Below are 22,771 nucleotides of genomic sequence, written 5' to 3'. Positions count from 1 at the left end.
AGTGGAATACAGTTGCTACATACTTGTGGCAAATATCAGTGTTAGGTGTAGCATTGGTGCAAATTGGGGTTGATTAACTATAATTAATCATCCAACCAAAGAATTTAAACATTACCATAAATTTATGATATGTGGACGTAGGGACGTGCTGAGTATATTCCTTAATGGCGTTATTTTTATCACGCACAACAAAAAACACCCAAACGAAGTTGAGTGTTTTAAAATATGGTGGCGTGGGGCAGGATCGAACTGCCGACACACGGATTTTCAATCCGTTGCTCTCCCGACTGAGCTACCGCGCCATGTTTAGCTTTATTGGCTAAGTGGTGCGTATTATATATGATTTTAAAAACTTTGCAAGCACTTTTTACATATTTTTTGAAAAATTTTTAAAAACTCATGATTTTTACCCAAAATCCTTGCGTTTTGGGGTATGATAACGTTTTTTGATGTGGGGCGGACATGAGCGAATTACACACCAATGATTTAAACAGCGTACAAGAGTTTACCAAAAATCAGCTGATGGCGGATTTTGACCTATTATTTGATACTATCAATCTACCAAACCCACTAAATGAAGCGTCTCGATACGCCATTTCTAACGGTGGCAAGCGGGTGCGACCTTTGCTTGTATTGGCGACTTTTTTGGCGGTCGGGGGGCGTGTGGATACGCCTGCCTTTGGGGTGGTACGCCGTGCCATGCTTGCGATAGAGTGCGTGCATGGCTATTCGCTTGTGCATGATGACCTGCCGTCTATGGATGATGACGAGCTACGCCGTGGCAAGCCAACCTGTCATGTGGTCTATGGCGAAGGGGTGGCGGTGCTGACAGGCGATGTGCTACAATCGCTTGCCTTTGATGTACTGGGTGGGGATTATGAGCTCGGAGCGACTCGGAGCGATGTCGTGGCTCGATTACTTGGCATACTCGCTCCCAACGCTCGGCGTATGGTGGCAGGGCAACAGGCGGATTTAAACGGTGAGCAAAAACAGCTGAGCCAAACCGAACTAGAAGCCATTCATAAGGACAAAACAGGGGCATTGATAGAAGCTAGTGTGTTGATGGGAGCGGTGTGTGGCGGTGCATCTGATGAGCGTATGGCAAGCCTTGGTGAGTATGCACGGCTTATCGGGCTTGCCTATCAGGTGCAGGACGATGTGCTGGATGTCGTGGCGGATACTCAAACGCTTGGCAAAATGGCAGGCAGTGATGAAAAATTGGACAAATCCACTTATGTCAAAATGCTTGGTGTGGACAATGCCCGTGCCTATGCCGATAAGCTCTTTAATAAGGCAAGGGAGCAGGTGGCAGATTTGGGTGATGACAATCTTTTGCTACAAATGGTGGATTGGCTACAAAAACGGGGGTATTAAAGCAGGTTTGGCATTTGGAAAAATCCCGAATTCTAGTTTTTGTGATTTAAAATTAACGACCCATTCAGACCTATCCCACCAATTTCCCCATCGCCTTTGGTACGCCCAGCCCATCACACCCTTTTTGCCAAACAAAATCAGCATGAATGGCGGTTAGGGCGTGGTTGATGTTGTCATAAAGCGTTTTATCAATATTTATCTCAACCAATGACAAATGCCAATGAAAATGCGTGAGTGTGTGTTTGATGGTTTTGGGGTGATTGATGGCGATATTTGGCAAATTATCCAAAACTTGACTTTCGGCAAGGCTAGGGTTTTGAGCGTGGGTGTATTTATCATGCATGGTTTTGGCGTAGTGCAAGTCATGCGGTACATCGCTCTGTTTGTCATTTATCATCAGCATGGGTAAGGCGTACAGTCCGTCCCAAATGCCTGTCCCTGTACCGCTTTGGCGTTTTATCCATAACAGTTTATCATCATACATCAGAGCAAACACGAGCGAATGACGGTGGGGTTTGTCTGCCTTTTTGGCTTTGACGGGATAAGCGGTGGGATTGCCGTTCTTATGGGCGGTGCAGTCGTCTGATAGCGGGCAAGACGTGCAAGCAGGGCGAGGGCGAGTGCAGACAGTTGCCCCTAGATCCATCATTGCTTGGGCGAATTTACCGCTATCATGTGTGGGCGTGAGTGTGTCGGCAAGCTCCCACAGCACCTTGTCGGTGGCGGATTTTGTGATGTCGCCGTCTATGCCTGCCCAGCGTGTCAGCACTCGCTTGACGTTGCCATCGCATATCACACCACGCCCACGCACGCCCATCGCCACAATCGCCCCTGCGGTGGAACGTCCTACGCCACGCACGTTTTGCCATTCGCCTATCGTCTGTGGGAAATGCCCATGGGTGGCGATATAATCCGCCACTTGCTTTGCCCCTGCGTGTAGATTTCTAGCACGTGCATAGTAGCCAAGCCCCGCCCATAGGCTTGCTACGTTATCCCAGTCGGCATTTGCTAGGTCTTGCACGGTGGGAAATGTATCCATAAACCGCCCAAAATAACCCAAAACGGTGGCGACTTGCGTTTGTTGAAGCATAATCTCAGACAGCCAAACGGCATAAATGTCGGACGTGTCGGCATGATGATATTGCCAAGGCAAGTCATGACGACCGTGCGTGGCAAACCAAGTGAGCAGGCGTGGGGCAAAAGTGGTGTGGTTCATGGGTGGGGATAAATAAGTCCAAGATAACAGAAAACGTGATTATGGGGATGATTTGCCAATTTTCCATGAGCAGAGATGAGTTTGGGGTAAATATGATAAACCCAATCTTTGCCATAGTGCCAGAGATTGAAAGCTTAGAAATCCTGATAATCCTACCGCTCACACCAAAAATCGGGTATAATGGCACGCATTTTAAGTAGCTAATACCATGTCCTATCTCTACTCATCAGGCACTCGCCCATTCCATCTGTGGGGGCTTGCCTTGGTACTGTTGTCCTGCCACAGTGCTTACGCCAATAACACCGCCGTTGCCTATGGCGATAACGTGGCGACGGCTTATGCTGACGACCACAATCATACCCAAAACCACAACGCTCATAACGCCAATAGTTCAAACACTGCCACCGCTTATGCTACGGCTCATGACGGGGGTTATGTGGTGGGTCAGTCCACGGGTTTGGCGACATCAGATGAGCCTGTCGGAGTTTTTGTGGGACAGCGGACGACAGCGAACACCGCCCAGAGTCTTGCCAGTTGTCCTGAGCATTTTTATGCCAATACCACCCCGCAGTTGGTTGGTACCAAAGGGCAAAAATTGGCTCGTAAAAATTATGAGCTGTGCTTTGACGGCTTTGCCGTGCTGTATTCGGGTATCTCACGCACGCCCATCTACTCTGCCGAGTACCTGACCCGTGAGCGCATTAATCAGGCACGTTCATTGGCTCGCAAAGACAGCTTTCATGAAGAGAGTCGCCTGCCTGCAAACGTGCGAGCAACGCTCAGTGACTATCGCCGTTCGGGCTATGACAGGGGGCATTTATCGCCCAATGGCGACATGGCGGACGGCTCACAGCAGTTTGACAGTTTTAGCCTTGCCAACATCGCCCCTCAAAACAACGCTCATAATCGTGGCGTATGGCAAGACATCGAAAAAAACACACGCAACTTGACGGTCAAATATGGCGAGCTGTATGTCGTGACGGGCGTGGTGTTCCAAGGTCGTCAAATCGCCAAAATCGGCGATGGCGTACTGGTGCCGAGCCACTTTTTTAAGGCAGTCTATGTCCCCAGTATCAACCGTGCAGGCGTGTACTATACGCCCAATAATGAAGCAGGCGTGGTCGAGCATATCAGTCTTGCCGAGCTGTCCGAACGTACGGGTATTAACGCCATGCCGTCGCTGTCGCCACAGGTGCAGTCATCGGCTTTTAATTTGCCCCCTTTGTCTGAGAGTGTGGACAGCGTGGATAAAGGGGGTGATACAGAAGGTTGGCTTGCGATTTTGGTGTTGTTGGTGGAATTTGTGATGAGTTTGTTAAAATAAGGTGGAGCGATGAATGTCTTTGACAATGACAGCGAAGTCCTACAAATCGGGGCTTTGACCATAGAAAATGGCACGGACAGTGTCATCATCAGTGGTGATGTGGAAATTGCCAAAACGCAGGCGGGCAAGGCACAAGCACGGGCATTGCTTGACTTTGCACAGGCACTTTGTGGGGCGTTTGATGAGTTAGGCGGTCAAGATTTGCCTGCTACTGCTGACAAAGACTCATCCAAAGTAGTCATGGTAGATAACCCTTTTGAGTAGACATGCCCTAGGCAGAAATATTTTTACCAAGCAATTACAAAAAGGCAAATGGCTTACAAAGTTAATGTTTGCAATTTAAAAAATCCTTGTTTATAATGGGTAAACAGTTGTCAGTACGAGTACTGACTGGCTTAAATTAATTAGATTTTTGTAAACAGGAGTAAGTCATGAAATTGAACAAACTACTTGCCATCAGTCTTGGTGTTGCAGTATCTGCCAGTGCATTTGCCAATGATGACGCCATCGTGGGTAACTGGAAAATGAGTGAAAAAGGCGAAGCCAAAGCCATCATCAAAATCAGCAAGTCAGGCAGTGGCTACCAAGCTGTGATGACCAAAGGCTTGACCGAAAAAGCCAAAAAGCGTGAAGGCACGACCGTCATCAGAGACATCAAAGCCCAAGGCGGTGGCAAATATGCAGGTAAAGGCAAGCACCCAACCCTACCCATCTCAGGCACTGCCAACATCACGTTAAATGGCAATAACATCACCATCAAAAGTAAAGCAGGCACTCAAACAGGTGTCAGACAGTAAGTCCAAGACTGGTTTAAACGGTCAAACACACAAAACCCCACTTCGGTGGGGTTTCTTTTATAGGGCATTCTCGTCCGTCTCGCCCGTGCGAATGCGGATGACTTGTTCTAATGGCGTGACAAAAATCTTGCCATCGCCAATTTTGCCTGTGTTGGCGGTGTCAATAATAGCACCGATGACGCCATCAACCATGTCATCAGCACAGGCGATTTCTAGTTTGACTTTTGGCAAAAAATCCACCACATATTCCGCCCCACGATACATCTCGGTATGCCCTTTTTGGCGACCAAAGCCCTTGACTTCGGTGATGGTAATGCCGTTCACACCAATGTCCGACAAGGCTTCACGGACATCGTCCAGTTTAAAGGGTTTGATAATGGCGGTAACAAGTTTCATAAAAATCCTTATTGGCAAGTAGCTTTTGTCATTATATGATAATTTTGGCAAAAATCCAACAACACCCACGCCAATTCTGATAGAATAATGATTATTTGGCAATTTAGTTTCTGGTTTAAAAATATGCTGTCAAGAAAACCGTTCGTGGTGAGCTAAGTTGAACCATGACGGTTTTCCTACCCTTCGACAAGCTCAGGGCGAACGGAAAGCCTAGTTCAGTATATTTTTAGACCATGACCATCATTTAAAAAAGGCACATTCATGGCAAATTATACGGTTATTGGCTTAGGCGGTTCTGGACTGTCTGCGGTTCAATTTTTGGTAAATCAAGGGCATACGGTTGCCGTTACGGACGGTAATTTCCCCCCGTTGGCAGACAAATTGCCAAGCGGTGTGGTGACTTATTTTGGCGGTATCCATGCCGATGTTTTGCTCGCTTCGGACAGAGTCGTCATCAGCCCTGGTATCGACCCCACCACGCCCGCCATAGCCCAAGCCATAGAGCAGGGCGTAAGTGTGGTGAGTGATGTGCAAGTGTTTATTGAAAATCTAAAAGAGCGAGATACGGACAACGGCACGCACACGCCGATTGTCGCCATTACAGGCTCCAACGCCAAATCCACCGTAACCACGCTGGTCGGACTCATGGCAGAAAAGTCAGGCAAAACAGTGGGTGTGGGCGGTAACATCGGCACACCTGCCCTTGACCTATTAAACATTGACGGCATGGACATGGCGGTGCTTGAACTGTCTAGCTTTCAGCTTGAAATGATGAGTGGGCTTGGGGCGGACGTGGCGACCATTTTGAATTTATCTGCCGACCACTTAGACCGTCATGGCGATATGGCAGGGTATCTTGCCCAAAAATTACGCATTTTTGATAACGCCAAAAATGCCGTGGTGTGGCTGGACGACAAAGAGCTTGCCCGTACCTGTATCGCTCATCTGCCCAAACACGCTCAGATGATAAGCACGTCAGGGGAGATTGGCGAGGGCTTTTCGGCGGACTTTTGTCTAAAAGGCGAGTGTGATGATAATAGTGAGAATGGCGAAACCATTTGGCTGTGTCATAATGGCGACAAGCTGTTGTCATCCGATGAAATTTTGATTAAAGGTAAACACAACCTGCTTAACGCCTTATCCGCCTTAGCCTTGGGCAGTGCCGTGGGGCTTGACATGAATGCCATGCTTGATGTGCTACGGACGTTTATGGGCTTGCCACACCGCTGTGAATATGTGGCGGACGTGGGTGGTAAGGTGTATTTTAACGACTCAAAAGGCACGAATATTGGGGCGACACTCTCCGCCATTGACGGGCTTGGGGCGGTGTATGGGGAGCAGTCGCTTGCCTTGATTTTGGGCGGTCAGGGTAAGGGGCAGGATTTTGCTGAGCTTATCCCTTTTGCCGAACAGTTTGCCGACAGCATTTATCTTATCGGACAAGATGCGGGCTTGATACAAAAAACATTGGCAAACAGTCCTAATTTGGCAACCAAAATGACACAAGCAGGCACACTTGAAAAGGCGGTAAAGCTTGCCAGTCAAAGCTCTGCCAAAGTCGTGCTACTGTCGCCTGCGTGTGCAAGCCTTGACCAATTTAAAAGCTATAATGAGCGTGGTGAGCGGTTTATTGTACTTGTCAAAGCGTTGGCGTGATTGGGTTTTTATAAATTGACTTTAATCTTGGCTTATATCAAGTGAGAATACACCTGCCAATTTAATGTTTGTTGCAGGCTTTATAGTGCGTGCGGTTCCCGTCATGGTTCGACAGGCTCACCACGAACGGGAACCGTCACACTTTTTCATTTTGTAGAGTGTATAAGGCGTGCTCAGCACGCCCCTACGCCAGACATTATTTGAATTTGTGGTATATTTTTTACCTTATAATTTAGGGCGTGTTGAACCTTTATAACACTATTTACAATATAGAAATATTTTAGAAATAAAGTAATGTTTTTGCATGAAAAATGGCTAAATCTGGTTTTTCATCGTCAAAAACTTGTCTGATAGAATGACTATCAGCCTGCGTTTTTTCCTTGAAAAACGGGTGATTTCCCCTATTTTTCATTGCAAATACAAAAGTTCAATACGCCCTAGGCAATATCAAACCTTATTCAAAACCCTACCCAAACCCTACGCAATTTTTGCCCAAGCCTTTCTAATCTCCCCAAATTTTTGCCAAATAATCAAGCATTTAGCAGAGATTTGGTTTATAATATAGTCCCAAATTTTCCCAAGCATTGCCCTGTCATGAGTTTTTTTAACATCCCCACGACGATAGCCACATCGCCCTATGTACCGTCTGCTCGGACGGTGTTGATGACGAGCCTGTTTTTATTGCTGTCCATGAGTCTTTTGATGATGGCGTCAGCGTCAGTGCCGTTTGCGATGACCAAAGGCTTGTCGCCCATGACCTTTTTTTATTCACAGGCGACTTATATTGTTATCGGTTTGTTGGCGGGCATGGTGGTGTATCGCTTTCCCTTGAAGTGGTATTTTGAAATTGGACTGTTGGTGTTGGCATGGCTTGTGGCACTGTTACTGTTGATAGTAACGCTCATCACAGGGACGGTCATTAATGGTTCACAGCGATGGCTTGACTTTGGGGTGTTTAATTTTCAGACGTCTGAATTTGTCAAACTGCTGATGGTGCTTATCATTGCTGACTATGTGGTCAGACGGTCGGCAGAAGTGCGGGGCAGTCTGATTGCAGGGTGGCGACTGACGGTGTGGTATTTGCCGATGATTGCCCTGATTTTGTGGCAACCTGACTACGGTTCGGTGGCGGTGATTATCGCCACAGCGAGTATTATTTTGTTTGTCAGTGGGGTGCCATTACCGCATTATGTGGCGTTGGTGTCGGCGGTGTTCGTGCCTGCACTGGTTTATGGACTGCTGTCGTCGGATTATCGTAAAGAGCGACTCATGTCGTTTTGGGAGCCGTTTGATGACGTGCAGGACACCGATTATCAGCTGTCTCGCAGTCTGATAGCCTTTGGGCGGGGGGAGTTTGATGGGGTGGGCTATGGCAACAGCGTGCAAAAATTATCGCACCTGCCCGAAGCTCATACCGACTTTATCCTAGCCATCACGGGCGAAGAGTTGGGTTTTTTGGGGGTGGCGTTTGTGTTACTGCTTGAAGTGCTGATTGTGGCGACGATTATGAGAATCAGCCATACCGCCCTAAAACGTCGCCAACTGCGTCTTAGCTACATGGTATTTGGCTTTGGCGTGGTGATTTTTGGGCAAGTGCTGATTAATGCAGGCATGAACATGGGGCTTATGCCAACCAAGGGCTTGACCTTGCCATTTTATAGCTTTGGCGGTTCGTCCATGCTGATGGCACTTATCATGATTGCCATGATTTTAAAGGCGGACAAAGAAAGCGAGCGAATTTATCTGGAAAATAAAAACAGAGAGTATTAAAAGGGTTGGGGTGTTTAAACCGCCCCCAATGTTGCCCCTTGTAAAACGCCATTATCCCAATGCCTAACCGCCCACATGAGTATCGTGTCGGGCGTCTCTTTTTGTAGCTCTGTTGGCGGATTTTGCCCAAGCAAGGTTAAAGCAGTAAAGAGTAAATCACTCACTTTATCAGGCGTGGTGGTATCTATCGGGGTGGCAAGGTTTTGTTTGGAGAGTTTTTGTCCGTCAGCATTGACAAGCAGGGGCAGATGATAAAAATAGTGAGGGGTGGGCAGTCGGCACGCTTTGGCGATAAAAAGCTGGGCGACTGTCATCGGCATAATGTCAAGCCCCCGCATGACGTGCGTTATCCCTTGCAAGCCGTCATCAATGGTGCAGGCGAGTATGTAGTTTATCATGCCGTTTTGGCGTTTGACGACCACGTCGCCAAGGCTTTTGGCAGGGTTGTCCCATATTACCCCTTGTATGCCGTCAAAAAAGGCGGTCAGCACGTCAGGCAGGCACAGACGGATTTTTTTGTCGCTTAGGTTTTTGTGCAGGCATAATCGGGGGTAAATCGGAGCAAGGTGTAAGTCTTTGATATTAACGTCATAAAAACTCACCGCAGGTATGGATAGGGCGGATAACTCTTTGCGAGAGCAGGTGCAGTGATAAGTGATATTTGACAGATAATTAAGATATTCATCATAAATATCCGTGCGTTTGGACTGAAAAATTATCTCACCGTCCGAGTGTAGTCCCAAATTATCCAAATCGGTCAAGATAGATACAGTATAATCAGGCTTACACCGCTCAAAATCCACGTCTTCAATCCGCACAAGCCAACGACCGCCCAATGATTTGATATGACAATAACTTGCCAAAGCAGTACACAGCGACCCCAAATGCAACGCCCCAGTCGGGGACGGGGCAAAGCGACCGATAATGGGGCGTGAGTTCATGGCAGGCTTAGTGTCCGTGATTTTGCTTTTCTTTCATCTCGGACATGGTTTTGCAGTCAATGCACTGTGTGGCGGTGGGACGGGCTTCTAGGCGTTTTAGCCCAATCTCCGTGCCACACGTCTCACAAAACCCATAATCGCCTGTCTCAATCTCTACCAGTGATTTATCAATCTTACGCACCAGTTTACGCTCACGGTCTCGGGTGCGTAGAGCTAGGGCAAACTCTTCTTCTTGGGTGGCACGGTCATTGATGTCCGCCATTGCCCCTGTCTCTTCGTTGATGTAGTCCTTGGTGCGTTCGGCTTCGGCGAGCAGTTCGGTTTTCCAATTTACCAAAATCGTGCGAAAATGCTCCAATTGAGCGTCCGACATATATTCTTCGTCTTTGGCAGGGGTGTAGGGGGTGAAAGTGGCGTTTGCCATGCGTTTATCCTTTAAAAACGGTCAATTTGACCAAGCATGAAAAAATTAACACTCAAAAAATTGCGTCCTAAATGGGGATATGTTTGGATTTTTCAAGTGGGGCGTGTTGAATGTTGGTATTTGCAATGAAAAACAAGATTTAGCCATTTTTCATGCAAAAATTGATTAAATCATCAAATTTTTATCAAATTCAATAAAATGTTATCAATGTTCAACACGCCCCAAATCGTTCAACACGCCCCAAATCCATAAAAAATTTAAGTATTAGGATGTAGGGGCGAATCACATTCGCCCAAATCAAGCCCAAACTTAGGGTAAATTTAACAATAGACTTCTTTCCAAACCCTGATTTTTATGGATTTTTAAAAACTTCAACCCCAATACTTATAAGGGTTTATTTTTAGTTTGGAAAGAGATTTAATGTTTTTTAAAACCCGCTATTATCCAGCCTTTTGACCCATGTGTCTAGCGTACGATTGTTATGTAATTGTAGCAAACGAAAACCACTCGCCACATTATCAATGCCAAATTCATCTCGGTGCGGGGCAAATTGGTGAGACGTGGCAGGGCAGGTATAGAGCGTTCCGCCGTTCTGTTGCAAGATATGTGCCTGATGAACGTGTCCACAGAGAACATGGGGGCGGTTGGCGGTATCGGTGGCATGAGCGTTCAGTGTTGCCCAAAACTCATCGCCATTTTGCAACATATGCTCATCTATCCATGCCGAGCCGACAGGGGTGGGGTGGTGGTGCAGGGCAATAAGGGTGGGCATGGCATGACTAAGGTGGGTTTTTAAAAAGGCAAGTTTGTCATCATCAAGTCGCCCATAGATATGACCGCCTACGGCAGAATTGACCGCCAAAAGTTGCCAAGTGGTATGGGGTAGCTCTATGACAAGGCGGTGGGTGTCAATGAGTCTGTTATCTTTGGTAATGGGGAGAAATGTGCGTTTATCAAAAGGCAAATCATGCCCTATCTCATGCGTTACGTCATGATTGCCCGCCAAGCACAGATAGGGGATATTTGTTTTATCTAGCTTATCAAACAGCCAATCATATAAATCGGTATTGCCGTCATTAACCAAATCGCCTGTAAGTAACAATAAATTGGGTTCAAAGATTAAGGCAAAATCCAACACCTTTAAAAATTTATCGGTATTAGTAGGGGCGTGCATGGATAAATGCAAATCGCTGATTTGAGCGATGATAAAATCGGACGGGGCGGATAGGTGGGTGGGGTAGGTCATGGGGCAATGGATTTAAAAATATGGTTAAATGTAAAAGGGTGGGGGTAGATTGTGATTTGTGTAAATATAATCATTTAACTTCAAAATACACTCATTGGCAGTAAGGTGCGTATCACGCACCAATAAGATTTTTTGCTATATTAAATCTCTTTCCAAACTAAAAATAAACCNNTTGAGGTTTTTAAAAATCCACAAAAATCGGGGTTTGGAAAGAAGTCTATTATTTGTTCAAATTCATAGGGCAAATGTGATTTTCCTCTACAACGCCTTTTAAAGGTATGATAAATAATGCTAAACAAATTTCAATTTTAATTTTAAAAGGGTAATTAACCAATTTACGACTTACCCAACACCTTCCCCACACCAAACATCCCAAAAAACCCAATCGCCAACGTCATGACAATGGCAAGCCCCGTTTGCACGTCAAGCCACACGCTTCCCCACACGCCTGTGGTTACGGCGATTTGGGCGATTATCATGGCAAAGATGACCATTTGTGTGGGCGAGTGGGCAAGCAGGCGAGCGATAAGGGCAGGCAGGATAAGTAGCCCTGTGATGAGCAGACTGCCAACCGCTTGAATGGCAACCGCACAAAACCCCGCCAGAAGTCCCATAAAAAAGAGCTGTTCGGTCTTAGGATTGATACCTGCGATAGACGCTAGGGCTTCTGATGTGGCAAGTTTGATCTGTTTTTGCCAAATCCACGCCAAAAAGGCAAGCCCTGCCCCAACCATGACCGCCAAGCGGGGCAAATCATCCCAATCCATGTCAAGTAGGCTACCAAACAAAAAGCCTAGCACGTTGGCTTGTTGCTGGGTAAGCTGGGTAAGTGTTAAAAGCCCCAAACACAACAGGGACACGGCAAGCACCGACAGCGTGGCATCGCTCGGCAGTCGCTTGTCTTGCAAAAACATCAGCGTGATAACCACGCCTATGCTAACCACGCCCACGCCCATGTCGGCAGGGATAGATAGCCACGCCCCAATCGCCACGCCAAGCAATGCCCCATGAGCGAGTGTATCGGCAAAAAACGCCATACGTCGCCACAGCACCAAACAGCCAAGCGGGGCGGACAGTAGGGCAAGCAGTGAACCTGCAAGCCAAGCAGGGGCGATAATCGGTAGCCAATCGTTCATAATTAGTGGGTATGCTGACAGTGGTCGTGATGATGAATGTAGGGGGCTTGGTGGATGCTGTGGTATTGCCCAAATAACGCAACAAATTCAGGCAGATGAGCGATGTCGGACGGCACGCCTTGACAGCAGATGTGTTTGTTTAGGCAGACCACACGCCGAGTACCTTTCATGACCCAGTGCAAATCGTGCGACACAACGAGCATGGCACACGCCAAAAATGGGGGCATACTGTCTATAAAATCATACAGTAGCTCTTCGCTATCGGGGTCTAGCCCTTGCATGGGTTCGTCTAAGATAAGCAGGTCGGGTTTGTCAAGCAACGCCCTTGCCATAAGGACGCGCTGAGTTTCGCCCCCTGATAGGTGGTGCATTTGGCGGTCAAGTAAGGGGGCGAGTGATAGCTTTTGTAGGACAAAATCACGCTCATCAGGCGTTAGGCGTTGGGTGTTTGCTTGGGCGAGCAAATCCTTGACACGGAGCGGTAAAATGCTCGGTATGCTAAACTTTTGGGGGACGTAGCTTATCACGCTGTTGTGCTTGATGATGTCGCCTGATGTGGGTTTGTTTAAGCCCAAAATGAGCTTGACCAGCGTGGACTTGCCCGCCCCGTTTGGACCGATGAGACTGACCATTTCGCCTTTGGATAGGGTGAGCGATATGTCGGTTAAAATCTTGTTTTGACCGACATGAAAGCTGACTTTATCTAGGCGAAACAGCTCGTCCGTATTAGCGACGGTGTTAGCGACAGGCACGGCACACGCCTTTTAGCTCAATGACCGTGCGTTCTATGTCAAATCCTGCGTCATCTTTGGCAAAATTGACAATGGCGTCCACAGGCACGTTAGAGCATTCTTCAACGCTTTGGCATTTTTGGCAAATCAAAAAGGCGGCGGCGTGCTGAGAGCGTGGGTGGCAACATGGCACATAAGCGTTCATGGAGCTTAACTGATGAATCAGCCCTTCGGCAAGCAAAAATTCTAACGAACGATAAATGGTCGGTGGAGCGATGTTTTTGTTTTTTGCCCCCGATGAGTGGCGAGCAGACTGTAAGGCACTGATAAGGTCATACGCCCCAAGTGGTTTGTCCGCTTCCAAAATCAGCCCGTACACTTCTTCACGCAAGGGCGTAAAACGCACGCCACGAGCTTCGCAGTGGGCTTTGGCATCAAGCATACGCTGTTTTGGGTCGTGGTGTTCGTGGACGCAGTGACAGGCGTGGTCGGTCATGATAGGCTCTTTTGGTTGTTTAAAATTATAAAATTACATTTAAAATATACGTTATTTTACCATAAAAATAGTTGGGCGATTTTAAAATGACTAATGAATGCCATTGATATAACATATCATCAAACGGGCGTTGTCTGTGTTGGTAATTTTTAAGAAAAATACTTATGCTCACCTTAATTTAGATACATTATAACAAAAACCCATGATGTATGATATAATCTTGCAAGACATTACCGCAAATTTATGCAAGTTTTGTACCATTTTTTAGATTTTTCCAAATAAATTTATTTAAAAGGTTGCCATGATAGTTTCTAAATCCTCCCTTGCCAAACTAAGCCTATTTGCCTTGCCTGCCCTACTGTCTGCGACCGCCCATGCAGGCACGGTTACGGTGAGTAATTATCCGTTGTTATTATTGTCCAATGCAGTAACACAAGGGGTAGAGACCGCCCAAATGCTACTATCCACAGGCGATGTTGGTCATCATGGGAGTCTCTCGCCGAGCAAGGTCAAACTGGTGGGTGATAGTGATTATGTGGTGTGGTTTGGGCATGAACTGGAACAAAATCTCGTTAAGACCTTGGATAACGCCCCCAACGCCATTTCGCTATTTAAGATGAAGGCGTTTTATCGCTTGCCTATGCGACAGCTTGACGGCACGCCCCGAGCCGATACCTTTGACCCACATATTTGGCTAGACCCCGAGAACGCCAAAGCCATCGTGCGAGCGTTGGCGGTGGTGCATTCGCACGCCAACCCCGAGCATAAGGGGTTGTACGCCAATAACGTCAATGCGTTTCATCAAGCCATGGACAAGGCGGTGGCACAGGTATCAAAAGACCGCAAGCGGGCGTATTGGGCGTATCATGATTCGTTTGCCTATCTTGAACGCTCGGCAAATCTACATTTTGCAGGGGCATTGACCCCCGACCATCACCTGTCGCCCAAAGCGAGCCAGTTTCGCATTTTAAATAATGACCGTCCATCGCCTTATATGTGCCTATTATCGCAAGGGGCGATTTCGGACGGTATTAAAAACAAACTCGGCAATGTCGGCACGCTCGTCAAACAAGAAGACATGTCAGACGGCACGGATTTTGTGGACGTGTGGCAGGCGACCGTCAATGAGATTTATGCGTGTATCGACCAAAAATAAATTGTCGAATAGGGCGTACATAAAGGCGATGTGATGAGCATTGCCTTTTTGTCTATCAAATGACGTTTATCAAAACCTGCTATGCCTAAGAAACTTTAAAATTACTACAAGTATAATGATGTTTGGATGTAGGGGTGTGCTGAGCACGCCTATAAAAATGACAATATATTAAAGGATGTGCGGAGTCAGTCCCTACAAACCCGTGGCAAGTATTCAGTTCGTTAGGTATACAACCAAAGCTGTATTTTATTTTCCTAAAACTGATAAAACCAACAAAAGCCCCATGCTACATTTATCATAAAAATAAATGATATTATCACTTTTTACTGATGAAAAAATACTGATAAAATCTTGTAAGTTTTTTTAAAACTTTTTATAATACAGAACCTTACGATTTTTCACTTTGTTTTTGAGAGCATCATGAGCAAGCCTGCCCAGCGTCATCAGCAAGCCCGTGTGTATCGCTTGCAATTTCGCCAAGCATGGGCTGTATTGATACTCATTGGTTTGGGCTTTATCCTTGAAATATTAGGCATTGCTCACGCTACCAAAAGTATGGCACTTGGCGGACTGCTTGGCTACATTGCCCAGTGTGCGTTTACACTCATTGCCTACCGCGCGACAGGGGCGAGAGCAGGGCGTGTTATCATGCTCAACATGTATTTGGGGCAGATGATAAAATGGTTTATCACACTGATGGGTTTTGCCCTGATTTTTATGTTGGCTAAGCCGATTGGGGCGTTTTTGGTGATTTTGGCTTATTTTGCCCTACAAGTTGTGCATATTCTGGTAATGTGGCGTATTTAAATCATCAATTAATTTTTAAAAATAGTTAGATTTTTTAAATTTAATGCTCATTTTTTTGCCAAAAATTGAAAAAATTCTGTAAGAAAACTCATATTTACCCTTTACAAGAACTACCAAAGTAGGGTATTATACTTCGGATTGCTTACAAACATTTCGATAAAAATTTCATAAATTTACAAGTATGCTATTTTCAATGATTTGTATGAAATGATTGACAATAATGTACTTTAAATGAATGATTTAAAATTGCTGATTGATATTTATGGGATAAGTTGAACCAGCAATTTTTTATTGTGTCATTTTAGAGCGTGTTGAGAACTCAACACCTTGCAAATTGATGGATTGCGTGATGAATTTTTCACACGTTCTGATTAACCAAGTTAAAAATAAGAGCTTATTATGGCAGCGGATTCTTCAGAATATATTGCTCACCATTTAACCAACTGGACGTATGGTTATCATCCAGAACATGGTTGGAAAGTGGCACACACCGCCCAAGAAGCCGCAGAGATGGGCTTTAAAGCCATTCATTTGGATTCCATGCTTTGGTCGGTTGGTTTGGGTGCTTTCTTTTGCTGGCTGTTTTGGATGGTTGGGCGTAAGGCAACATCAGGCGTACCTACCAAGCTACAAGCCTTCATTGAGATGATTGTCGATTTTGTGGACAACAGTGTCCGTGAATCTTACAAAGGTCCATCAAAGCTGATTGCACCTTTGTCATTGACGATTTTTGTGTGGATTTTCTTGATGAACTTGATGGATTTGATTCCTGTTGATTTCATCCCTGGTACCGCACAGTGGATTGGCAGTCTGATGGGTCATGACCCGCACCATGTTTACTTTAAGATTGTACCAAGTACTGACCCGAACATCACGCTCGGTATGGCATTTTGTGTGCTACTGCTCATCATTGGTTTTGGTCTTAAATACAAAGGCGTGGGCGGATTTATTGGCGAGTTTACCTTGCACCCATTTAGTGCCAAAAACCCAATCTTGCAGGCGATTTTAATCCCTGTCAACCTAGTTTTAGAGACAGTAACCCTGCTTGCCAAACCCATTTCGCTAGGTCTGCGACTGTTTGGTAACATGTATGCCGGTGAGCTTATCTTTATTCTGATTGCACTTATGTACATGTCCGAGAGCTTGTTTGTTAAAGGCTTGGGTGTACCGCTACATTTGGCTTGGGCAATCTTCCATATTCTAGTTATCACTTTACAGGCGTTCGTGTTTATGATGTTGACGATTGTTTATCTGTCGCTCATCTCACAAACATCAGAACATTAATTGACACTTTTATTCTAACCCTTCAAATAGGTCTTATAGGAGACATCATGGAACCAGTAATCGCTCAGTACACGCTTCTTGCTGTGGCTCTTCTAATCGGTGCAGGTGCTTTGGCAACTGGTATTGGTTTTGCTATCCTAGGCGGTAAATTCCTAGAAAGCACTGCTCGTCAGCCTGAGCTTGGCTCACAACTTCAAACCAAAATGTTCATCGTGGCAGGTCTTCTTGACGCTGTACCGATGATTGGTGTTGGTATTGCCATGCTTCTACTATTCGCCAACCCATTCGCATAAGTTGAAGCGGTCAGTCTAGGTCCATTCTTGTCGGCAGTTTACTTGCCGACAGCAATTGGCTATCACCTGACTTTCACTAACAAATGAGGTGATTGGATGAATATTAATTCCACCATTATCGGTCAGATGATTGCGTTTGCGTTTTTCGTGTGGTTCTGCATGAAATTCGTATGGCCGCCACTCATCGGAGCGATTAACGAGCGTCAACGTAAAATCGAAGAAGGCTTAAACGCCGCCGAAAAAGCAAAAGCTGACCTTGCATCTGCTGAGTCACAAGTCCAAGCAGAGTTTGCAAGTGCCAAAGCTCAGGCTGCTTCTATCATTGAACGTGCTAACAAAACTGCCAATCAAATGATTGAAGATGCCAAAGTAACAGCTCGTCTTGAAAGCGAGCGTATTATTGGTGCAGCCCAACAAACGGTTGACCAACAAATTGCCCAAACTCGTGAACAGCTACGTTCACAAGTTGCGACTCTTGCAGTACTTGGTGCTGAAAAGATTCTAGAAGAAAAAGTTGATGAACAAAAACATGCCAGCATGCTAGCACAACTGGCAACCAAGCTGTAATTAGAGGAACTCATGGCTGAATTATCTACCTTGGCAAGACCTTACGCAAAGGCTGCGTTTGACTATGCTAGAGAGCAAAATGCGATTAACGAATGGGAAGACTTCTTGTTGATGGCATCAGATATTGTGCGTGATGACGCATTTATTGGTTTGCTACACAATCCAGCTATTGTCGCCAGTCAAAAAACGTCGGTACTGATGGATGTCTATACCAGCCAAAGATCGAATAATTCAACACTTGCCCAAACGTTGCAGACAGCGGCGTCGCAGGGTGTGGACGTGAGTGCGGCGGCAGAAGTGTTAGCAGGAAGTAAGCATCTGACAGCCAATAAGGTATTGACAAACTTTGTCAGCCAGCTGTCTGATAATGACAGACTGTCTTTACTTCCTGAGATCCATGCTCATTACAGCAAGCTAAAATCACAAGAGCTAAAACAGATTGATGCTTACATAACATCAGCCTATCCACTAACTGAACCCCAACGCAAATCCCTACAAGAATCTTTGGCGATCTCAACAGGTTCTATTGTGATTTTACATGAATCTGTTGACCCAAGTTTATTAGGTGGTGCTACAATCAAAGTGGGCGATAAGTTTACTGATGGCTCGGTGCGTGGCAAGTTAAAACAATTAAAGACTCAGCTAACAGCATAAACTGTGGCTGTCTAAATTATAGGAAACAAGGCAATGCAACAATTGAATCCAGCCGAAATCAGCAATCTGATTAAGCAACGTATTCAAGACCTTGACGTAAGCGCAACTGCTAAAACTGAAGGCGTTATCGTCAGTGTCTCTGATGGTATTGTAAAAATTCATGGTCTAGAAGAAGCCATGTATGGCGAGATGATTGAGTTTGAGGGCAATGTCTATGGCATGGCACTAAACTTAGAACAAGACTCAGTCGGTGCGGTCGTTTTGGGCGACTATTTGCCCCTACAAGAAGGACAAAAAGCATACTGTACAGGTCGTATCCTAGAAGTACCCGTAGGTCCTGAACTGTTGGGTCGTGTGGTTGACGCTTTGGGTAATCCTATTGATGGTAAAGGTCCTATCAATGCCAAGCTAACCGATAAGGTTGAAAAAATCGCCCCTGGCGTTATCGCTCGTCAATCGGTTGATGAGCCTGTTATGACAGGTTATAAAGCAGTTGATACCATGATTCCAATTGGACGTGGTCAGCGTGAGCTTATCATTGGCGACCGCCAAACAGGTAAGACCGCCATGGCAATCGACGCCATCATTGCTCAAAAAGACTCTGGCATCAAATGCGTGTATGTCGCTGTTGGTCAAAAACGCTCAACCATCGCTAACGTGGTGCGTAAACTAGAAGAGTCAGGTGCATTGGCTTATACCACCGTTGTGGTTGCATCAGCATCAGAGCCTGCGGCACTGCAATACATTGCTCCATATTCTGGCTGTACCATGGGTGAATACTTCCGTGACCGTGGTCAAGACGCACTTATCATCTATGATGATTTGTCTAAGCAAGCGGTTGCTTATCGCCAAATCTCGCTACTACTACGCCGTCCACCAGGGCGTGAAGCCTACCCAGGGGATGTATTCTACTTGCACTCACGTCTGTTAGAGCGTGCATCTCGTGTCAATGCGGACTATGTAGAAGCATTTACCAATGGCGAAGTCAAAGGTAAAACTGGTTCATTGACTGCCCTGCCGATCATTGAAACCCAAGCAGGGGACGTATCAGCGTTCGTACCTACCAACGTGATTTCGATTACTGACGGTCAGATTTTCTTAGAATCTAACCTATTTAACTCAGGTATTCGCCCTGCGGTAAACGCTGGTATCTCGGTATCTCGTGTGGGTGGTGCAGCCCAAACTAAAATCATCAAAAAGCTCTCAGGCGGTATCCGTACAGCCTTGGCACAGTATCGTGAGTTGGCTGCCTTTGCTCAGTTTGCATCGGATTTGGATGACGCAACCAAACAGCAACTAGAACACGGTCAGCGTGTGACTGAGCTGATGAAGCAAAAACAATACGCACCGATGTCTATCGCTGACCAAGCGGCGGTTATCTATGCATCAAACGAAGGCTATCTTGCTGACGTACCTGTTGAAAAAATTGGTGCTTTTGAGCAAGGTTTGTTAAGCTTCCTTCGTGGCGAACATGGTGTTCTCATGAGTGAGATTGATGAGACTGCCAATTATAATGATGACATCGAGAGTCGTCTAAAAGCAGGGATTGAAGCTTTCAAAGCATCTCGTAGCTACTAAGAGCAATATGGTGTATCATTGATGCACCATATACCCATTTAAACTGAGTCCAGTTTTGGAATAATTATGGCAAGCTTAAAAGAAATACGTGCAAAAGTAACCAGTATTAAAAGCACTCAGAAAATCACACGTGCCATGCAGATGGTTGCTGCCAGTAAAATGCGTCGGGCTCAAGAACGCATGGGCATGGGTCGCCCTTATGCTGAAAGTATGCACCGTGTGATTTCACACCTTGTGCAAGCACAGTCCGATTATAAGCATCCTTATATGGTCAGTCGCCCTGTGAACCGTGTGGGCTTTATCGTGGTTACTTCTGACCGTGGTTTGGCAGGTGGTCTAAACATCAACCTGTTTAAAAGTTTATTAAAGTCAGTCAAAACTTACCAAGAGCAGTCTGTTGAAGTTGAGTTTGCAGCCATTGGCTCAAAAGGCGTTGGCTTTTTCAAAAACTTCGGTGGTAATGTCACATCGGTAGTTACCGATTATGGCGATAGCCCAAGCTATGAACACATCAGCAGTCCTGTACAGACCATGCTTGATGATTACCAAAATGGCAAATTAGATAGAATCTATTTGGTGTACAATCAGTTCATCAATGCCATGACCCAAAAACCATCAATTACTCAACTTGTTCCCTTACCTGAGGGGACTTTGTCCGATGATGAGGGTATTAGTCACGGTTGGGACTATATCTATGAGCCTGACACAAAGACGTTGATTGACAGTTTGATGGTACGCTATATTGAATCATTGGTTTATCAAGCCGTCCTTGAAAACATTGCATCAGAGCAATCTGCTCGTATGGTAGCGATGAAAGCGGCGACAGATAATGCTGGTAATTTAATTAAAGATTTACAATTGGTTTATAACAAGCTCAGACAAGCAGCGATTACCCGAGAGATTTCGGAAATCGTTGGTGGTGCTGCCGCTGTTTCATAAGTCAGTTTAGCTGAATATAAAAATTAGGAGAACGCAATGAGCGGTCGTATTGTGCAGATTGTCGGTGCGGTAATTGACGTTGAGTTTAGCCGTGGTGAAGTCCCCCAAATCTTTGACGCACTTCATGTTGATGGCACGGAAACTACCTTGGAAGTCCAACAACAGTTGGGTGATGGCGTGGTACGTACCATTGCCATGGGTTCTACCGAAGGTCTAAAACGTGGTTTGCCTGTTTCTAATACAGGTGCACCCATCTCTGTGCCTGTGGGTACAGCAACACTAGGACGTATCATGGACGTATTGGGTCGCCCAATCGATGAAGCAGGTCCTGTGAATGCTGAGCAAAAATGGTCCATTCACCGTGAAGCCCCAAGCTATGATGAGCAATCTAACTCAACAGAGCTACTAGAAACTGGTATTAAGGTTATTGACTTGCTTTGCCCGTTTGCAAAAGGTGGTAAAGTTGGTCTGTTTGGTGGTGCTGGTGTTGGTAAGACCGTTAACATGATGGAGCTTATTAACAACATCGCCCTAAAACATTCAGGTCTATCAGTGTTTGCAGGTGTGGGTGAGCGTACTCGTGAAGGTAACGACTTCTATCATGAAATGCAAGAAGCTGGCGTTGTTAATACCGAAGACTTTACCAAATCAAAAGTTGCGATGGTGTACGGTCAGATGAACGAGCCACCAGGGAACCGTTTACGTGTTGCTTTGACTGGTTTGACCATGGCAGAGTACTTCCGTGATGAAAAAGACGAAGCCACTGGCAAAGGTCGTGACGTTCTACTGTTCGTTGACAACATCTATCGTTATACCCTAGCAGGTACCGAAGTATCAGCACTTCTAGGTCGTATGCCTTCTGCGGTAGGCTATCAGCCGACACTTGCCGAAGAGATGGGTGCGTTGCAAGAACGTATTACTTCTACTCAGTCAGGTTCGATTACTTCTGTACAAGCCGTTTACGTTCCTGCGGACGACTTGACTGACCCATCGCCTGCGACTACCTTTGCTCACTTGGACGCAACGGTCGTACTTAGCCGTGACATCGCTTCACAAGGTATCTACCCTGCGGTTGACCCGCTAGACTCAACATCGCGTCAGCTTGACCCGCAAGTTATCGGTGATGAACATTATAATGTCGCTCGTGGCGTACAAGAAGTGCTACAACGTTATAAAGAACTAAAAGACATCATCGCCATCTTAGGTATGGATGAGTTGTCAGAAGAAGATAAGCTGGTTGTTTATCGTGCTCGTAAGATTCAGCGTTTCCTATCACAGCCTTTCCACGTAGCAGAGGTATTTACAGGGGCACCTGGTAAGTATGTAGCACTGCGTGATACCATCGCTGGCTTTAAGTCTATCATCAGTGGTGAGTATGACCACTTGCCAGAACAAGCCTTCTATATGGTTGGTGGTATTGATGAAGTGATTGCCAAAGCTGATAAGCTAAAAGCTGCTTAATGTCCCAAAGTTAAGATTGGAGCGGTCCAATCTTAACTGTTCATCACTGACAAAAGATGATATAAAATAAGATAGGAGTCATTATGGCAACATTTACATGCCGAGTGGTCAGTGCCAGAGAAGAGCTTTACTCAGGCGACATTAGCGTGCTTGTGGCTTCGGGTATCGACGGTGAGCTTGGTATTTTGGCAGGTCACACGCCAATCATCACCTTGCTAAAACCAGGTCCTTTGCACCTAAAATCAGCCGATGGCACAGATGAAGTAATTTATGTCCAAGGTGGCGTGCTGGAAGTTCAACCCAAGGTTGTGACCGTGCTTGCTGACTCGGCAGAACGTGCCAGTAATCTGGATGAAGCAAAAATTGCCGAAGCTCGTCGTAATGCCGAGCAAGCCTTGGCAAACCAAAGTGCTAATATTGATACGACCGCTGCCCTAACAGCATTGGCAGAATCACTAGCACAGCTACAAACCATTCAAAAGTACAAAAATCGTGCTTGATTATTGATGAAAAATCGTGCTTATC

24 protein-coding genes and 1 tRNA gene are annotated in these 22,771 nt (G+C 45.9%); 16 read left to right on the top strand and 9 right to left on the bottom strand.

What is annotated here, in order from left to right:
- Positions 1-226 precede the first annotated feature (226 nt).
- Positions 227-302, bottom strand: a tRNA-Phe gene (locus tag B5J94_RS03080).
- Positions 303-462: 160 nt separating this feature from the next.
- Between B5J94_RS03080 and B5J94_RS03075 the strand changes: the two genes are divergently transcribed.
- Positions 463-1,374 (top strand): polyprenyl synthetase family protein, encoded by a 912-nt coding sequence (locus B5J94_RS03075; protein WP_062500440.1) that lies wholly within the window; start codon positions 463-465, stop codon positions 1,372-1,374.
- A gap of 70 nt (positions 1,375-1,444) precedes the next feature.
- Here B5J94_RS03075 and mutY read toward each other — a convergent pair whose 3' ends face one another.
- Positions 1,445-2,590 (bottom strand): A/G-specific adenine glycosylase, encoded by a 1,146-nt coding sequence (mutY, locus tag B5J94_RS03070; RefSeq protein WP_062500438.1) that lies wholly within the window; start codon positions 2,588-2,590, stop codon positions 1,445-1,447.
- A gap of 208 nt (positions 2,591-2,798) precedes the next feature.
- Here mutY and B5J94_RS03060 point away from each other — a divergent pair, with 208 nt between their 5' ends.
- The 3 genes from B5J94_RS03060 to B5J94_RS03050 all read left to right on the top strand — a co-directional run bounded on the left by B5J94_RS03060 (position 2,799) and on the right by B5J94_RS03050 (position 4,711).
- The gene (locus B5J94_RS03060; protein ID WP_079363926.1) at positions 2,799-3,914 is read left to right on the top strand and encodes a DNA/RNA non-specific endonuclease; all 1,116 of its coding nucleotides are present in this window, start codon (positions 2,799-2,801) and stop codon (positions 3,912-3,914) included.
- Positions 3,915-3,923: 9 nt separating this feature from the next.
- Positions 3,924-4,178, top strand: a complete 255-nt coding sequence (locus B5J94_RS03055; RefSeq protein ID WP_062500432.1) for a hypothetical protein — start codon at positions 3,924-3,926, stop codon at positions 4,176-4,178.
- A 167-nt stretch (positions 4,179-4,345) separates the two neighbouring features.
- Complete coding sequence (locus tag B5J94_RS03050; protein ID WP_062500429.1) at positions 4,346-4,711, top strand: DUF2147 domain-containing protein; 366 nt, start codon at positions 4,346-4,348, stop codon at positions 4,709-4,711.
- 57 nt (positions 4,712-4,768) lie between these two features.
- Here B5J94_RS03050 and glnK read toward each other — a convergent pair whose 3' ends face one another.
- Entirely contained in the window at positions 4,769-5,107 is a 339-nt protein-coding gene (glnK, locus tag B5J94_RS03045; protein ID WP_029102928.1) for a P-II family nitrogen regulator, read from the bottom strand.
- A 261-nt stretch (positions 5,108-5,368) separates the two neighbouring features.
- On the opposite strand from glnK, the gene murD reads away from it, so the two are divergent.
- Positions 5,369-6,763, top strand: a complete 1,395-nt coding sequence (gene murD, locus B5J94_RS03040; protein ID WP_062500426.1) for a UDP-N-acetylmuramoyl-L-alanine--D-glutamate ligase — start codon at positions 5,369-5,371, stop codon at positions 6,761-6,763.
- Between the two features lie 594 nt (positions 6,764-7,357).
- Positions 7,358-8,533, top strand: coding sequence for an FtsW/RodA/SpoVE family cell cycle protein (locus B5J94_RS03035; RefSeq protein WP_062501447.1), 1,176 nt, complete (start codon positions 7,358-7,360; stop codon positions 8,531-8,533).
- Between the two features lie 14 nt (positions 8,534-8,547).
- Here B5J94_RS03035 and gluQRS read toward each other — a convergent pair whose 3' ends face one another.
- From gluQRS to B5J94_RS03005, 6 genes are all read right to left on the bottom strand, one after another.
- The gene (gene gluQRS, locus B5J94_RS03030) at positions 8,548-9,474 is read right to left on the bottom strand and encodes a tRNA glutamyl-Q(34) synthetase GluQRS (protein WP_062501444.1); all 927 of its coding nucleotides are present in this window, start codon (positions 9,472-9,474) and stop codon (positions 8,548-8,550) included.
- Between the two features lie 7 nt (positions 9,475-9,481).
- On the bottom strand, positions 9,482-9,898 hold the full coding sequence (dksA, locus tag B5J94_RS03025) for an RNA polymerase-binding protein DksA (protein WP_062501442.1): 417 nt from the start codon (positions 9,896-9,898) through the stop codon (positions 9,482-9,484).
- Between the two features lie 427 nt (positions 9,899-10,325).
- The gene (locus B5J94_RS03020; protein ID WP_062501727.1) at positions 10,326-11,144 is read right to left on the bottom strand and encodes a metallophosphoesterase; all 819 of its coding nucleotides are present in this window, start codon (positions 11,142-11,144) and stop codon (positions 10,326-10,328) included.
- A 335-nt stretch (positions 11,145-11,479) separates the two neighbouring features.
- Entirely contained in the window at positions 11,480-12,280 is an 801-nt protein-coding gene (locus tag B5J94_RS03015) for a metal ABC transporter permease (protein ID WP_062499194.1), read from the bottom strand.
- 2 nt (positions 12,281-12,282) lie between these two features.
- Positions 12,283-13,032, bottom strand: a complete 750-nt coding sequence (locus tag B5J94_RS03010; RefSeq protein ID WP_062499195.1) for a metal ABC transporter ATP-binding protein — start codon at positions 13,030-13,032, stop codon at positions 12,283-12,285.
- On the bottom strand, positions 13,019-13,507 hold the full coding sequence (locus B5J94_RS03005) for a Fur family transcriptional regulator (protein WP_062499196.1): 489 nt from the start codon (positions 13,505-13,507) through the stop codon (positions 13,019-13,021). The genes B5J94_RS03010 and B5J94_RS03005 overlap by 14 nt, the downstream gene beginning before the upstream one ends.
- Before the next feature lie 301 nt (positions 13,508-13,808).
- Between B5J94_RS03005 and B5J94_RS03000 the strand changes: the two genes are divergently transcribed.
- From B5J94_RS03000 to B5J94_RS02955, 10 genes are all read left to right on the top strand, one after another.
- Complete coding sequence (locus tag B5J94_RS03000; RefSeq protein WP_062499197.1) at positions 13,809-14,663, top strand: metal ABC transporter substrate-binding protein; 855 nt, start codon at positions 13,809-13,811, stop codon at positions 14,661-14,663.
- Positions 14,664-15,083: 420 nt separating this feature from the next.
- Complete coding sequence (locus B5J94_RS02995; protein ID WP_062499198.1) at positions 15,084-15,470, top strand: ATP synthase subunit I; 387 nt, start codon at positions 15,084-15,086, stop codon at positions 15,468-15,470.
- Positions 15,471-15,869: 399 nt separating this feature from the next.
- Entirely contained in the window at positions 15,870-16,754 is an 885-nt protein-coding gene (gene atpB / locus B5J94_RS02990; protein ID WP_062499199.1) for a F0F1 ATP synthase subunit A, read from the top strand.
- A 47-nt stretch (positions 16,755-16,801) separates the two neighbouring features.
- Positions 16,802-17,047 carry a F0F1 ATP synthase subunit C gene (gene atpE, locus B5J94_RS02985; RefSeq protein ID WP_062499200.1) on the top strand — a complete coding sequence of 82 codons (246 nt, stop codon included), beginning with the start codon at positions 16,802-16,804 and terminating at the stop codon, positions 17,045-17,047.
- 96 nt (positions 17,048-17,143) lie between these two features.
- Positions 17,144-17,614 (top strand): F0F1 ATP synthase subunit B, encoded by a 471-nt coding sequence (locus tag B5J94_RS02980; RefSeq protein ID WP_062499201.1) that lies wholly within the window; start codon positions 17,144-17,146, stop codon positions 17,612-17,614.
- Between the two features lie 12 nt (positions 17,615-17,626).
- Positions 17,627-18,268: a F0F1 ATP synthase subunit delta gene (locus B5J94_RS02975; RefSeq protein WP_062499202.1), complete on the top strand. Its 642-nt coding sequence runs from the start codon at positions 17,627-17,629 to the stop codon at positions 18,266-18,268.
- 33 nt (positions 18,269-18,301) lie between these two features.
- Positions 18,302-19,846, top strand: a complete 1,545-nt coding sequence (atpA, locus tag B5J94_RS02970) for a F0F1 ATP synthase subunit alpha (protein WP_062499203.1) — start codon at positions 18,302-18,304, stop codon at positions 19,844-19,846.
- A gap of 66 nt (positions 19,847-19,912) precedes the next feature.
- Entirely contained in the window at positions 19,913-20,785 is an 873-nt protein-coding gene (gene atpG, locus B5J94_RS02965) for a F0F1 ATP synthase subunit gamma (protein ID WP_062499204.1), read from the top strand.
- A gap of 36 nt (positions 20,786-20,821) precedes the next feature.
- Positions 20,822-22,246 (top strand): F0F1 ATP synthase subunit beta, encoded by a 1,425-nt coding sequence (gene atpD / locus B5J94_RS02960; RefSeq protein WP_062499205.1) that lies wholly within the window; start codon positions 20,822-20,824, stop codon positions 22,244-22,246.
- Positions 22,247-22,329: 83 nt separating this feature from the next.
- Positions 22,330-22,746, top strand: a complete 417-nt coding sequence (locus B5J94_RS02955) for a F0F1 ATP synthase subunit epsilon (RefSeq protein WP_062499206.1) — start codon at positions 22,330-22,332, stop codon at positions 22,744-22,746.
- The last annotated feature ends 25 nt before the right edge of the window (positions 22,747-22,771 follow it).

Origin of the sequence: Moraxella lacunata, from assembly GCF_002027545.1 — a bacterium.
Taxonomy (GTDB): Bacteria; Pseudomonadota; Gammaproteobacteria; order Pseudomonadales; family Moraxellaceae; genus Moraxella; species Moraxella lacunata.
The sequence above is the reverse complement of the archived record's forward strand: the minus strand, read 5'-3'. Positions and strand labels throughout refer to the sequence as shown.